Below are 13,801 nucleotides of genomic sequence, written 5' to 3' on the forward strand. Positions count from 1 at the left end.
ACCAGTGACAGGAAAGCCAGCGGCGAGACCATGTGCCAGATCGATCGTCACCATTCCCCCCGGGACCTCACGACCATCACGCGGCGAACCGCCCTCGCCGCAGGCGGTGCCGGGTTGCTCGCCGCGGTCGGTGCGACCGTCCTCGGTACGCCGGTGAAGGCGTGGGCCCGACCCACTCGCCCGGTGGCCGACGACCTGGACCTGTACGTGATCGTCACCGACGGGATGAACCCGGGCGAACTCAACCCCGCCCAGGCGCCCACGCTGAACCGGTGGGCCGAGCACGGCACGCGATACACCTCGGCGCAGGCCCACATGATCGCAGAGACGCTCCCGAACCACGCCGCGATGATGACCGGGGTCTTCCCTGAGCGCAACGGCGTGCCCTCCAACAGCATCTGGGACCACGCGGCCGGTGAGGACCGGACGATGGACCGGGTCGATGACATCACCTACCCGACCGTTCTGGAGCGGGTCCGGGTCGAGGCGGGCCTGACGACCGCGAGCGTGCTGAGCAAGGACTACCTGCACGGCATCTTCTCCGGCCGGGCCTCTGTGCAGTGGGCACCCTTCCCGCTGGTCCCCATCACCGATCACTCGTTGGACGAGTTCACGGTCGAGGCGCTCAAGCGGACGGTGACCGACCACAACCCACGGTTCACGTTCGTCAACCTCGGCGACATGGACCGGTTCGGGCACATGGACCTCACCGGTTACTCCCTCCGCGCCGCGCGGAACCAGGCCGTGTGGAACTCCGACCACAAGCTCTACCAGTTCGAGCGCTTCCTGCGGGACACCGGACGCTGGGAGCGTTCGGTGATCATGGTCCTGGCCGACCATTCCATGGACTGGTCGGTGCCGGAGAACGTCATCAGCGCCCAGGGCGCACTCGATGCCGACCCGGCGCTGCGTGGACGCTTCGGGATCGCTCAGAACGGGGGCGCCGACACCTTCACGTTCCTCGGCGACCCGGCCGAGCGCGACGCCGCGCTGGCCCGACTCCGGCAGGTGGTCGCCGGGATCCCGGGCGTCAAGAGCCTGTACGACCCCGCCGATCTGCGTCTCGGCGACCGCGCCGGAGACCTGGTCGCCACCTGCCACCCGGGTTGGCGCTTCTCCGACCCGACGCCGCTGTCCAACCCGATCCCCGGCAACCACGGTCATGAGGTGACGTTGCCGATCCCGTTCTTCATCAGCGGTGGCCACCGGATGGTGCGCCACGGCCAGGTGATTGACCGCCCGGTCACCACCCGCGACGTGGCCCCGACGGTCGCCCACCTCTTCGGTCTGAGCCACGACGACATGGACGGCTCCCCGGCGGTCGAGGCCTTCGACCTCTGATAGCAGCGAAGCCGCCCGAATCCCGCGGTCGACGACGAACCGCCCGCCACCCGGGGCGACCGGGTGGCGGGCGGTTCGTTTCCAGGCTGCCTGGTCAGGATTCGACGGGAGCCTGAGCCTGCTGACCCCGCGACGCGGGCCTGGCGTCGATCCCCGACTCCTTGCGTTGCTGGGTGGTGATCTCGGCCGGCGCATCGGTGAGCGGGTCGATCCCGCCGCCCGACTTCGGGAACGCGATCACGTCGCGGATCGAATCGGTGCCGGCGAGCAGAGCGCAGATGCGGTCCCAACCGAACGCGATGCCGCCGTGCGGCGGGGCGCCGTAGGAGAAGGCGTCCAGGAGGAAGCCGAACTTCTCCTGCGCCTCCTCCTGCGTGATGCCCATGACGCCGAACACCCGCTCCTGGATGTCCTTACGGTGGATGCGGATCGAGCCACCGCCGATCTCGTTGCCGTTACACACGATGTCGTAGGCGTAGGCGAGAGCTGATCCCGGATCCGTGTCGAAGGTGTCGAGGTGCTCGGGCTTGGGCGAGGTGAACGCGTGGTGCACCGCCGTCCAGGCGCCGGAGCCAACGGCCACGTCGCCGGCAGCGGTGGCGTCGTCGGCCGGCTCGAACATCGGGGCGTCGACCACCCAGGTGAAGGCCCACCTGGTGGGGTCGATCAGACCGAGCTTGTCGGCGATCTCGCCACGCGCCGCGCCCAGAAGGGCCCGCGTGGTCTTGACCGGGCCGGCGCCGAAGAAGATGCAGTCTCCCGGCTCCGCCCCGACGTGCGCGGCGATACCGGCACGCTCCGAGTCCGAGAGGTTCTTGGCCACGGGGCCGCCGAGCTCGCCGTCCTCGCCCACGAGGATGTACGCGAGGCCCTTGGCTCCGCGCTGCTTGGCCCACTCCTGCCAGGCGTCCAGCTGACGACGCGGCTGCGACGCCCCGCCCTTCATCACGACGGCGCCGACATACGGTGCCTTGAAGACCCGGAACGGGGTGTCCGCGAAGAACTCGGTGCATTCGACGAGCTCGATCTCGAAACGCAGGTCCGGCTTGTCCGAGCCGTAACGACGCATCGCCTCCTCATAGGTCATACGGGGAATAGGGGTCGAGATCTCGTAGCCCGCGGTCGCCCACACGGCCGTGAGGATCTCCTCGGCCAAGGCGATCACATCGTCCTGGTCGACAAAGCTCATCTCGACGTCGAGCTGGGTGAACTCAGGCTGCCGGTCCGCGCGGAAATCCTCGTCGCGGTAGCAGCGGGCCAGCTGGTAGTACTTCTCCATCCCGGCCACCATGAGGAGCTGCTTGAACAACTGCGGAGACTGCGGGAGCGCGTAGAAGGTGCCCGGCTGCAGGCGTGCGGGAACCAGGAAGTCGCGGGCGCCCTCGGGAGTGGACCGCGTCAGGGTCGGGGTCTCGATCTCGACGAAGTCATGCCGCGCCATGACACCACGGGCCGCTGAGTTGACCTTCGAGCGCAGACGCAACGCGGCACCCGGGCCCTCGCGGCGTAGATCGAGGTAACGGTGACGCAGGCGCGCCTCCTCCCCCACCTCGTCATCGAGCTGGAACGGGAGCGGGGCGGCCTCGCCGAGGACCTCGAACGAGGTCACGTCGATCTCGATCTCACCGGAGTCGAGGTTGGGGTTCTCCGAGCCCTCCGGGCGACGATCCACCACGCCGGTGACGGCGACACAGAACTCGTTGCGGAGACGATGGGCCCGCTCGGCGACCTCCTCGGATCGGAAGACCACCTGGCAGACGCCGGAGGAGTCGCGGAGATCGACGAAGATCACCCCGCCGTGGTCCCGGCGGCGCGCCACCCACCCGGCCAAGGTGACGGTGGCCCCTGCATCGGCGGCTCGGAGCTGGCCGGCGGAATGGGTGCGCAGCACTACGGTGGTCCTCTCGTCGGGGAAGCAAAGTGTGTTCGATGAGCCAGGGGACGGTCGACGACGCCGACAGTCCGCCGCCAGCCCGGACGCACAACAGTCTACGTCCACCACCCGGATAGGCCCGTGCCGGCTGCACACGGGGTGTACCGCGCAATAGTGTGAGGCCGACAGCGCGGGGTGGCGACGGCTCGGAAGACCGGGCGGCCCACGCGAGGGAGGGCGGAGGCCATGACATTCAGGCAGGGCGGCCGGCTGGACACCAGCGGTGTGTCAGGTGGTGGCCGAGGAGGTCGGGGCGGTCGGGGGGTGGCGATCGGTGGCGGTGTCGGCGGCATCGTTGTCGTCGTCATCGCCCTGTTCCTCGGCGTGGACCCGGCCCAGCTGGGCCTGACCGAAGGCGGTTCCGACGAACAGGGTCAGAATTCCTCATCGGCGGAGCAGTTCCAGACGCACATCGATCAGTGCGATCTCCAACAGGCGAACTCCGACACCATCTGCCGGATCGTCGCCACCACCGAGAGTCTCGAGGACGTCTGGACCGCCGAGTTACCCGCCCAGGTCGGCATGAACTGGGGCCAACCCCATACCAACATCTTCACCGGCCGCATCAACACCGGCTGCGGCGCCGGCTCCTCCGACGTCGGGCCCTTCTACTGTCCCGCGGACCAGGAGGTCTACATCGACCCGGCGTTCTTCGACGACGTCCTGGTAGGGCGTCTCGGCGGTTCACCGGACGGCGCGGCCCAGATGTACGTGGTGGCACACGAGTTCGGCCATCACCTGCAGACCATGCTCGGCGACATCCGACGATCTCAGCAGGATCCACGCGGCCCCTCCTCCGGCGCGGTACGCGTGGAACTGCAGGCCGACTGCTACGCCGGGCTGTGGGCGCACTACGCCACGTCCACCCCCGCGCCAGGAGGGCAGCAGCCCCTCCTCGAGAGCCTGACCGAGCGGGACGTCGACGCGATCATCCAGACCGCGGAGGCGATCGGCGACGACCACATCCAGAAGTCCGGCGGCGCACGCGTCGATCCGGGCTCGTGGACCCACGGCTCGTCCGAGATGCGTCGGCAGTGGTTCGTCACGGGTTACCAGCAGGGGTCCGTGGCCGACTGCGACACGTTCAGCGCGCAGCTCTGAACGAGGTGGTTCTCAACGACGTGGCGCCGCCTGCTCTGCCGCGGAGGCAGCGCAGGCGGCCACGCATCGTCAGTCGTCGAGCAGTCCACGAACGTGATCGACCACCGAATCGAGCGGAACCGAGTGCTGCTCCCCCGTCGACATGGTCTTGACCACGGCGGTCCCCGCGGCGAGTTCGTCCTCGCCCACGACGATCGTCACCGCCGCCCCGGACCTGTCGGCGGCCTTGAAGGAGCCCTTCATCCCGCGGTCCCCGTAGGCCATGTCGGCGCGTACCCCGCCCCGACGGAACTCCGCAAGTACCGGCACGAGCGCCGACTTCGCCGCGGCGCCCAGGGCGACCCCGTAGACGTCGACCCTGCCGCCGGCCGTCGGATCGAGGCCCTCCGCCTCGAGCGCGAGCATCGTGCGGTCCACGCCGATCCCGAACCCGATCCCGGACAGGTCCTGGCCGCCCAACTGCGCCATCAGACCGTCGTAGCGACCGCCACCGCCGATCCCGGACTGTGCGCCGAGACCGTCATGAACGAACTCGAACGTGGTCTTGGTGTAGTAGTCCAGTCCCCGCACCATCCGGGGATTGACCACGTACGGCACGCCGAGCGCGTCGAGATGGGCACGCACCGACCCGAAGTGCTCCGCGCTCGAGTCCGACAGGTGATCGATCATCAGCGGCGCGTCCTCGAGCTGGACGCGGACCTCGGGACGCTTGTCATCGAGAACGCGGAGCGGGTTGATCCGGGCGCGCTCGCGGGTGGCCTCGTCCAGCTCCAGCCCGGCGAGGAAGCCCTGGAGCCGCTCCCTGTACTCGCGGCGGCACGTGTCGTCGCCCAGTGAGGTCAACTCCAAGCGGAACCCGGTCAACCCGAGCGAGCGGAACGCCTCGTCAGCGACCGCGATCACCTCGGCGTCAAGCGCCGGGTCGTCCACACCGATGGCCTCGATCCCCACCTGCTGCAGCTGGCGGTAGCGGCCGGCCTGCGGACGCTCGTAGCGGAAGAACGGACCCGCATAACAGAGCTTCACCGGTAGCTGCCCTCGATCCAGGCCGTGCTCGATCACCGCGCGCATGACGCCCGCGGTGCCCTCCGGTCGCAGAGTCACGCTCCGCCCGCCCCGGTCGGAGAAGGTGTACATCTCCTTGGAGACCACGTCGGTGGACTCGCCGACGCCCCGCGCGAACAGGGTCGTCTCCTCGAAGACGGGCAACTCGATATGGCCGTAGCCCGCCCTGCGCGCCGCATGCGTGATCGCGTCCCGTACGGCGACGAACGCCGCCGACGTCGGCGGCACGTAATCGGGCACGCCCTTGGGCGCCTTGATGGCGGTCTTCTTCTGGCTACCGGTCACGGGTCGAAAATCCTCGGCTCTCTCGAAATGCAGGGATGGCGGTTGCTACAGGTCTCGCAGGAACGGGTTCGAGCGCCGCTCACGACCGACCGTGGTGGACGGGCCGTGCCCGGGCAGGACCACGGCGTCGTCGTCCAACACGAGGAACTTCTTCGCGATGGACTGCATGAGCACGTCGGTGTCCCCGGCCGGCAGGTCGGTTCGGCCGACACCGTCCTGGAACAGCACGTCACCACCGAGGACCACCATGCGAGGCCCCTGCTCGCTCTCCACCTGGATCCTGAACGACACCGAACCCGGACTGTGCCCGGGGACATGGTCGACGTCGAAGACCATCGAACCGAATGTCAGGGTGTCACCGTCGAATACCTCGATCACCTCGGTGGGCTCGGTGAACTCCGCGCCCTTGAGCATCGCCGACAGGTCCAGAGACAGTCCCTTGGCCGGATCCGACAACATCTCCCGGTCATCCGGGTGGATGTAGGCAGGCACCCCGTAATGATCGGCGACCTGCTGCGCGTTCCAGATGTGGTCGAGATGACCGTGGGTCAACAGCACGGCCCGGGGCCGCAGACCCGCCTCGGAAACCTGCTGGCGGACCTGCGCTTCGGAATCCTGACCCGGGTCCACGACCACGCAGTCCCCGGAATCGTCCGACACGATGTAGCAGTTGGTCTGGAACATCCCCGCGGGGAAACCGACGATCTGCACGTCACGTACTCCTCTTCTCGCATCACCCACGACGTGTGACGCGGAGCTGGGGCCAACGGACCGCGACACCGGAGTGGTGTTCGGTCATCTCAGCCCGACCTGGTAGACAAGGACCCTGGGCTGGAGCGTCACGGCTTCCCGGGGGAAGTCACCTAGGACGATCCAGCCGACCGTTCCAGCCTAGTCCAGGTACCCAGGAGGGTCTGTGTCCACCAACCAGGAACGTCGAGCCGAGGCACGCCAGCGCCTGCGCGAGCAGATGGAGGCCCAGGCGCGCCGTGAGAAGCAGCTGAAGATCGCTGCGGCCGCCGTGGTGGTCGTGGTGCTCCTCGGGATCGTCGGCTTCGTGGTCTGGAACAAGGCCGAGGAGGCCCGCGCGGAGGAATACGCGGCGAACTGGATCACCTGCGAATACCCGGAGGACACGGCGGCGCCGGAGAAGATCGACCCCGCCGAGTACGAGGACCAGGGGCCCGAGGTCGTTGCCGAGGTCGAGCGGTTCAACGAGCAGGTCGACGAGATCGGTGAGAGCAAGCGCGACGGCGAGGCGCCCACCGGGGACCAGCCGCGTCGAGGTACCGCCGAGATCACCATCACCACCAACAGCGGGGAGATCCCGCTCCGGCTCGACCGCGAGGGCGCCCCGTGCAACGTCGCGAGTTTCGTCTCCCTGTCGGAGCAGGGTTTCTTCAACGACACCGAATGCCACCGTCTGACCGTCGCCGAGGAGGGCGCGGCCCTGTCCGTCCTACAGTGTGGCGACCCGACCGGCACGGGCCTGTCCGGGCCGGGATACACGGTGGTCGATGAGCCGCCCACCGATCTCGCCGTGGCCGACGACGGCTCGGGGATGTCGGTCTACCCGCGCGGCACGGTCGCCATGGCCAAGTCGCAGGCGCCGAACAGTGCCGGTAGCCAGTTCTTCCTGGTCTACGAGGACTCGATGCTCCCCGCCGAGTACACGGTCATGGGAACGATCAGTGAGTCCGGCCTCGAGGTACTCGACGAGATCACCGACGCGGGCGTGAAGAGCAATGACCCGTCGAATGCCGACTACCAACGGCCGAAGAGTGCTGTCGAGATCGAGAAGGTCACCGTCGGTGCCCAGGAGGGCCTGCCTGAAGAGTGATCGGGCGCCGGAGACAGGACGGTCCCCAGCTTCCACGCTGGAGACCGTCCTTTTCTCTTCTCAGTTCGAGGTCATCCGGCTGACGTCGAAGACACCCTCCACCCGCCTGACGGCGCCCAGGACGTGACCCAGGTGTTTGGGATCGGCCATCTCGAACGTGAATCGGGAGATCGCCACCCTGTCATCGCCGGCGGTCTGCACCGACGCGGACAGGATGTTGACCTTCTCGTCGGCGAGGACCTTGGTCACATCCGAAAGCAGGCGATGACGATCGAGGGCCTCCACCTGGATCGCCACGAGGAAGACCGCGCCGGGCTGTGGTGCCCACTCGACCTTGACGAGCCGCTCGGGTTCACGATGTAGATCGGAGGCATTGGTGCAGTCGGTACGGTGAACACTGACCGTGCCGCCCCGGGTGATGAAACCCAGTACCTCGTCACCGGGAACCGGCATACAGCACCGAGCGAGTTTCGCGTGGACGTCCTCGACACCACCGACCAGGACGCCGGCGCCCGCAGGCGCGGATCGACGCGGGGCGATGGTCTTGTCCCGCGACCTGTCGGCGAGTTCCTCGGTGACCTCATCCACGCCACCATGGGCTGCGACGAGTCGTCCGACGACGGTCTTCGCCGAGACGTGATGCTCGCCGATGGCCGTGTAGAGCGCGGTGACGTCGGCGAAGCCGAGCTCGCGGGCCACGCCGGCGATCGTCTCGTTGGAGAAGACCCGGTGAACGGGAACGCCGCCGCGTCTGACCTCACGGGTGATGAGGTCTTTGCCCCTCTCCAGAGCCTCCTCGCGGCGCTCCTTGGCGAACCACTGCCGGATGGAGCTCTTGGCCCGGCCGGAGACGACGAACTTCTGCCAGTCGAGGCTCGGGCCGGCGTTGGGGTCCTTGGAGGTGAACACCTCCACGACCTCGCCGTTCTCGAGAGGCCGCTCGAGGGCGACGAGCTTTCCGTTCACGCGCGCACCGATACACCGGTGTCCGACCTCGGTGTGCACGGCGTAGGCGAAATCGACCGGCGTCGCACCCACCGGAAGGTTCACCACGTCCCCCTTCGGGGTGAAGACGAAGATCTCCTTGCTGGTCATCTCGAAACGCAGCGAGTCGAGGAACTCACCGGGATCCGCGGCCTCTCGCTGCCAGCTCAGCAGCTGGCGCATCCACGCCATATCATCGAGTTCGGCCTGGTCGCCGTGGTGCTTGCCCCGCGTCTCCTTGTACCGCCAGTGCGCCGCGATGCCGTACTCGGCGTTTCGGTGCATCTCGTGGGTGCGGATCTGGATTTCGAGCGGTTTGCCGTCCGGGCCTATCACTGTGGTGTGCAGAGACCGGTAGACGCCGAACCGAGGCTGCGCGATGTAGTCCTTGAACCGACCCGGCATGGGCTTCCACGTGGAGTGGACGACACCGATCGCCGCATAGCAGTCCCGCACGTCCTCGCACAGGACGCGGATGCCGACCAGGTCGTGGATCTCGTCGAACTCACGACCGCGGACGATCATCTTCTGATAGATCGACCAATAGTGCTTCGGACGTCCCTCCACCGTGGCCTCGATATGGGCCTTCTCCAGCTCTGCGTTGACCCGCCCGATCACTGTGCCCAGGTACACGTCCCGGCTCGGCGCGCGATCGGCGACCAGCCGGACGATCTCCTGGTACTTCTTGGGCTCCAGGATCGCGAACGCGAGGTCCTCGAGTTCCCACTTGATCGTGGCCATTCCGAGCCGATGCGCCAGCGGCGCGATCACCTCGAGCGTTTCACGGGCCTTCTTGACCTGCTTCTCCGGCGGGAGGAAACGCATCGTCCGCATGTTGTGCAGCCGGTCCCCCACCTTGATCACCAGCACACGGGGATCGTGCGCCATCGCGATGATCATCTTGCGGATCGTCTCCGCCTCCGCGGCTTCGCCGAACTCGACCTTGTCGAGTTTGGTCACGCCGTCGACGAGGTGCGCGACCTCGCCGCCGAAATCCGTGGACAGCTGCTCGAGCGAGTAGTCGGTGTCCTCCACGGTGTCGTGGAGCAGGGCGGCCACGAGTGTCGTGGTATCCATCCCCATCTCCGCGCAGATGGTCGCGACGGCGAGCGGGTGGGTGATGTAGGGGTCGCCGGACTTCCGGTAGACGCCTGCGTGCTGCTTGTCGGCCAGCGCGTAGGCCCGGGCGAGTAGGCCGACGTCGGCCTTCGGGTGGTGGACCCGATGGACCCGGACCAGCGGCTCGAGCACCGCGGGCGTCGACGTGATGGCCAGACCCGACGTCAGGCGCCGAGCCCAGCGAGCCCTCACCCGACGACTCGCCGACGGCTTGGTGCCCGGGATCACCGGTAGCGGCTGGGTGGTGGGTTGCGGCTGTCCGGCCGCGCCCTCACGTTCCCCGCGGCCGGTCTGAGCCGCGGGGTCCGGTCGTTGCGTCATTCCCGCCTCCTCCCTGAGCATCGAAGTGCCGCGCCCAGCGGCCGGGTGTTACGCGACCGTGAGGCAGGTCAGCGATGTGTCGGCCAGTCTATCCCGACCCCCGAGACCCGGGACCTCGAGAACGACGGAGAGACCGGCGACGATCGCGCCGCAGTCGTCCAGCAGACCGACTGCCGCGCTGAGCGTTCCTCCGGTCGCCAGCACATCGTCGACGACGAGAACGCGCTTACCGCTGAGGTCGAGGCCGTCAGCGGGCAGTTCGAGGGTCGCAGCCCCGTACTCGAGCTCGTAGGACCGCGAATGCACCGGCGGGGGTAGCTTCCCGGCCTTCCGTATCGCGAGCACACCGGTGTGCAGACGTATGGCCACCGCACCGGCGAGAAGGAAGCCTCGCGCGTCCAGCCCCGCGACATAATCGATGGATCCGACCTCGTGTCCTGCGGCCAGCCCACGCACGACCGCGTCGAAACCCTCGGAATCCGCGAGGACCGGGGTGAGGTCACAGAACTGGACGCCGGCGGAGGGAAAGTCCTCGACGCGGCGCATCAGACGTTCAACAGCTGAACTGATCGCCGGGGAGACAGTTGTCAGGGGGGACTCGGTCATGCGAGCGCTTCCGCCTTTTCACGTCGGGCCAGTACCTTCGTCGTCTGGCGCTTGATCTCGGGGTCGCGTTGCTTGAGCGTCACCAGGAGCGGTGTCGCGAGGAATACCGACGAGAAGGTACCGGTCACGATACCGACCATCTGCACGATCGCCAGATCCATGAGGGTGCCCACGCCCAGGATCCACACCGCGATGATGACGAGCGACAGGAGCGGAAGGATGCCGATGACGGTGGTGTGAATGGACCGCATGAGTGTCTGGTTGACACCGAGGTTCGCTTCTTCGGCATACGTGCGACTAGCGGTGTGTTTGAGCCCGCGGGTGTTCTCCTCGACCTTGTCGAAGACGATCACCGTGTCATACAGGGAGAATCCGAGGATCGTCAGCAATCCAATCACGGTGGCGGGAGTTACCTCGAATCCGACGATCGAGTAGATCCCCGCAGTGGTGATCATGTCGAAGAGCAGGGCCACGATCGCGGCCGTCGCCATCTGCCACTCGAATCGGAAAGCGATGTAACCGAAGACGATCACGAGGAACACGGCAAGCGCGATCAGGGCCTTCTGGGTGACCTGGCCGCCCCAGCTCTCGCTACGCGCGGAATCGCCGATGGCCTCCACCGACGTCTCGCCGGCCGCGGTGACGGGCTGGAACTCCTCGAACATCGCGTTCTTGGTGGCCGCGATCTCGTCCGTGGTCAGGAAGCGGGTTTCCACCTCGACGATCCGTGCATTGCCCGTGCCGACGATCTGCACCATCTCGGGCTCTTCGCCCAACGATTCCTCGACCACCGCGGCGACGCGGTCCTTGTCGATCTCGCCGGCGGGCATGGTGAGTTTCGTGCCGCCGGCGAAGTCGATGCCGAAGCTGAAACCACGTAGCAGGATGCTCGCGAGACAGACCGCGACGATCACCAGGGTGAGGACGTAGAACCTACGACGGTTACCGACCACCTCGAACGCACCGGTGCCCGTGTAGAGACGGTTGAACAGACTGTCATTCGAGTCATGCTCTGCCGGGGCGCCGTCGCCGGGCGTGGCCATGGTGGACGTGCTCATCGGCGCTCCTCCTCGTCTTCGGTGCCGGGACGGCCCGGGGTTCCGGTGGCCATGGCCCCGTCGGGTCCCTGGATCGTGGCGGTGACGCCCCGTCCACGGGTCTGCTCGGCCTTCTTCTCCTCGCGACGCTCGATACGCCGCCGTTCAGCGGCGGCGGCCTGCAGGTTCGCCATGCGACCCATACCGTTGGCCCAGGGCTTGGAGAAGACGTCCTTGGTCGAGGCCAGGTAGACCAACGGCCACGTCACGGTGAAGGCCACGAACACATCCATGACGGTCGTCAGACCCAGAGTGAACGCGAACCCGCGCACCTCGCCGCTGGCAAGCAGGTAGAGGACCACCGCGCCGATGAGGCTGACCATGTTTCCGGTGACGATCGTCCGGCTCGCGCTCTTCCATGCTCTCGGAACGGCCGATCTGAATCTGTGTCCGTCCCGGAGTTCGTCCTTGATGCGCTCGAAGAACACGACGTAGGAGTCGGCGGTCATACCGATGCCGATCACGAGTCCGGCGATGCCGGCGAGGTCGAGGCTGTAGTCGACCGTGTATCCGAGGAAGACCAACATCCCGTAGGTGAGGAGGAAGGACAGGGCCAGCGAGATGAACGCGAGCACGCCGAGCAACCGGTAGAACACGGCCGAGTAGATGAGCACGAGGAGGAACCCGATCGCGCCGGCGAGAAGCCCCGCCTCGAGCGAGGCCAGGCCGAGCGAGGCCGGCACGTTGTCGACGTTCGGGTCCTCGAAAGAGATCGGGAGGGCGCCGTACCGGAGGTTGCCGGCGAGCGTCGACGCCTCGTCGGTCGAGAACTCGCCGGTGATCGAGGTTGCCGAACCGACCGGGGTCACGCTCTGGACGACCGGGGCGCTGATCACCTCGCCGTCGAGGAGGATCGCGATCTGCTTCTGCAGGTTCTCCTGGGTCAGACGCGACCAGGTGGCGCTTCCCTGCTCGCCCGGGCCGGCGTTGAACCGGAAGGAGACCTCGTTTTTTCCCGCCTGCTGACTGAACCCGGAGCTGACGGAGTCTTTGACGATCTGCTGCCCGTCCAGGCGTTTGCCGTCGTCGGGCTCTCCGACGAGTAGCGGCACCGGACCGAGTACGTACTTCCCGGTCTCCCCACACGCGATCAACGCCTGCGCAGGATCATCGAAACCCGCGAGGACATCCCGCTCCGGACAGCGGAACGTGGCGAGCGACTCGGTGAGCTCCTGGGGGTCGCCCTGCCGCACCTCGCGAGCCTCGGCGACCTCCTGGGCCACCGCCTCGCTGTCCCCCTTCGCTGCGGGCACCGGTTCACGATCGCCCGGCTCAACGGGCTGGAACTGGATGACCGGTCGAATGGTCAGCTGCGAGGTGGTTCCGAGGTCTCGGGCCTGGCTGGAGTCCTCCCCGGGAACGGTGAGCACGATGTTGCTGCCCTCGATCACCACGGAGGTTCCGGCGACGCCCAAACCGTCGACGCGGTCTCGGATGATCTCCTGCGCGAGCTGGAGATCAGCCTCAGCCGGCTGTCCCTTGGGGATCAGCGTCACGCGCGTCCCGCCCTGGAGATCGATCCCCAGTTTCGGGGAGAGCCCCCGGTCCGCCACCGCGAATGAGGCGACGAAGATGATGAACAGAGCCAGGAAGAAGATGGCGAGTAACCGCCATGGCCTCGGTCTCGCGTCCGCGCGCCGGGGACGTACTGGTGTCACGGGGAACTTCCTTGCGTAGGTGACTCGGTGGCCGACAGCGGACCGGACGGCCCTATCACCCTACTTCCGGGTAGGGCCTTACAGAGAACTCGAGTCGTCCGATCCGGAATCTGTCCCGGTATCCGTGGATCCGGCGGTGTCGAGCTTCTCCCGGATCACTCGCCGGTCCCAGACGGTCTTGACGCCGGGTGCGATCTCGAGCCCGACGGTCTCCTCGTCGATCGACGCGATCGTCGCGTGGACGCCGGAGGTCGTGAGCACCCGGTCACCAACCGTGAGGGAGTCCTGCATCTCGCGGAGTGCCTTCATCGCCTTCCGCTGTTTGGAACTCTGCAGGAACATGAGCACGATCAGCACGACGATCATCAACGGCAGAAGCAGTTCAAGTCCCATGGGGTCCTCCTGGTACGGACCCAGCGCTGCTGCAGGCCCTGTCAATTGTGGTCCGGAT

At 67.2% G+C, this 13,801-nt stretch carries 11 protein-coding genes; 3 read left to right on the top strand and 8 right to left on the bottom strand.

Annotation, left to right across the window (positions count from 1 at the left end):
- Nucleotides 1-30: 30 nt before the first annotated feature.
- A complete protein-coding gene (locus tag ACWGLC_RS05490; protein WP_452099063.1) occupies nt 31-1,341 on the top strand; it encodes an alkaline phosphatase family protein in 1,311 nt (436 codons plus the stop codon).
- Between the two features lie 94 nt (nt 1,342-1,435).
- On the opposite strand, the gene aspS is transcribed toward ACWGLC_RS05490, so the two are convergent.
- Nucleotides 1,436-3,232 (bottom strand): aspartate--tRNA ligase, encoded by a 1,797-nt coding sequence (gene aspS / locus ACWGLC_RS05495; protein ID WP_452098933.1) that lies wholly within the window; start codon nt 3,230-3,232, stop codon nt 1,436-1,438.
- 228 nt (nt 3,233-3,460) lie between these two features.
- Between aspS and ypfJ the strand changes: the two genes are divergently transcribed.
- Nucleotides 3,461-4,375, top strand: a complete 915-nt coding sequence (ypfJ, locus tag ACWGLC_RS05500) for a KPN_02809 family neutral zinc metallopeptidase (protein ID WP_452098934.1) — start codon at nt 3,461-3,463, stop codon at nt 4,373-4,375.
- A 69-nt stretch (nt 4,376-4,444) separates the two neighbouring features.
- Here ypfJ and hisS read toward each other — a convergent pair whose 3' ends face one another.
- Both hisS and ACWGLC_RS05510 read right to left on the bottom strand, forming a co-directional pair.
- Entirely contained in the window at nt 4,445-5,725 is a 1,281-nt protein-coding gene (gene hisS, locus ACWGLC_RS05505) for a histidine--tRNA ligase (protein WP_452098935.1), read from the bottom strand.
- Between the two features lie 45 nt (nt 5,726-5,770).
- The gene (locus tag ACWGLC_RS05510) at nt 5,771-6,436 is read right to left on the bottom strand and encodes an MBL fold metallo-hydrolase (protein WP_452098936.1); all 666 of its coding nucleotides are present in this window, start codon (nt 6,434-6,436) and stop codon (nt 5,771-5,773) included.
- 205 nt (nt 6,437-6,641) lie between these two features.
- Here ACWGLC_RS05510 and ACWGLC_RS05515 point away from each other — a divergent pair, with 205 nt between their 5' ends.
- Nucleotides 6,642-7,565 carry a peptidylprolyl isomerase gene (locus ACWGLC_RS05515; protein ID WP_452098937.1) on the top strand — a complete coding sequence of 308 codons (924 nt, stop codon included), beginning with the start codon at nt 6,642-6,644 and terminating at the stop codon, nt 7,563-7,565.
- Between the two features lie 60 nt (nt 7,566-7,625).
- On the opposite strand, the gene ACWGLC_RS05520 is transcribed toward ACWGLC_RS05515, so the two are convergent.
- The 5 genes from ACWGLC_RS05520 to yajC form a co-directional block, all read right to left on the bottom strand.
- On the bottom strand, nt 7,626-9,989 hold the full coding sequence (locus ACWGLC_RS05520; protein WP_452098939.1) for a RelA/SpoT family protein: 2,364 nt from the start codon (nt 9,987-9,989) through the stop codon (nt 7,626-7,628).
- 48 nt (nt 9,990-10,037) lie between these two features.
- The gene (locus ACWGLC_RS05525) at nt 10,038-10,595 is read right to left on the bottom strand and encodes an adenine phosphoribosyltransferase (protein ID WP_452098940.1); all 558 of its coding nucleotides are present in this window, start codon (nt 10,593-10,595) and stop codon (nt 10,038-10,040) included.
- Nucleotides 10,592-11,638 (bottom strand): protein translocase subunit SecF, encoded by a 1,047-nt coding sequence (gene secF, locus ACWGLC_RS05530; protein WP_452099065.1) that lies wholly within the window; start codon nt 11,636-11,638, stop codon nt 10,592-10,594. Before secF ends, ACWGLC_RS05525 begins: the two co-directional genes overlap by 4 nt.
- 11 nt (nt 11,639-11,649) lie before the next feature.
- On the bottom strand, nt 11,650-13,350 hold the full coding sequence (secD, locus tag ACWGLC_RS05535) for a protein translocase subunit SecD (protein ID WP_452098941.1): 1,701 nt from the start codon (nt 13,348-13,350) through the stop codon (nt 11,650-11,652).
- Nucleotides 13,351-13,428: 78 nt separating this feature from the next.
- The gene (gene yajC, locus ACWGLC_RS05540; protein ID WP_452098942.1) at nt 13,429-13,743 is read right to left on the bottom strand and encodes a preprotein translocase subunit YajC; all 315 of its coding nucleotides are present in this window, start codon (nt 13,741-13,743) and stop codon (nt 13,429-13,431) included.
- Nucleotides 13,744-13,801 lie beyond the last annotated feature (58 nt).

Source organism: Dietzia sp. NPDC055877, assembly GCF_053615975.1.

Bases quoted from the DNA above. Each gene is read 5' to 3' on its own strand.
- ypfJ (WP_452098934.1), top strand. From the start codon at position 3,461: ATGACATTCAGGCAGGGCGGCCGGCTGGACACCAGCGGTGTGTCAGGT.
- ACWGLC_RS05520 (WP_452098939.1), bottom strand. From the start codon at position 9,989: ATGACGCAACGACCGGACCCCGCGGCTCAGACCGGCCGCGGGGAACGT.
- ACWGLC_RS05525 (WP_452098940.1), bottom strand. From the start codon at position 10,595: ATGACCGAGTCCCCCCTGACAACTGTCTCCCCGGCGATCAGTTCAGCT.
- ACWGLC_RS05490 (WP_452099063.1), top strand. From the start codon at position 31: ATGTGCCAGATCGATCGTCACCATTCCCCCCGGGACCTCACGACCATC.
- yajC (WP_452098942.1), bottom strand. From the start codon at position 13,743: ATGGGACTTGAACTGCTTCTGCCGTTGATGATCGTCGTGCTGATCGTG.
- secF (WP_452099065.1), bottom strand. From the start codon at position 11,638: ATGGCCACGCCCGGCGACGGCGCCCCGGCAGAGCATGACTCGAATGAC.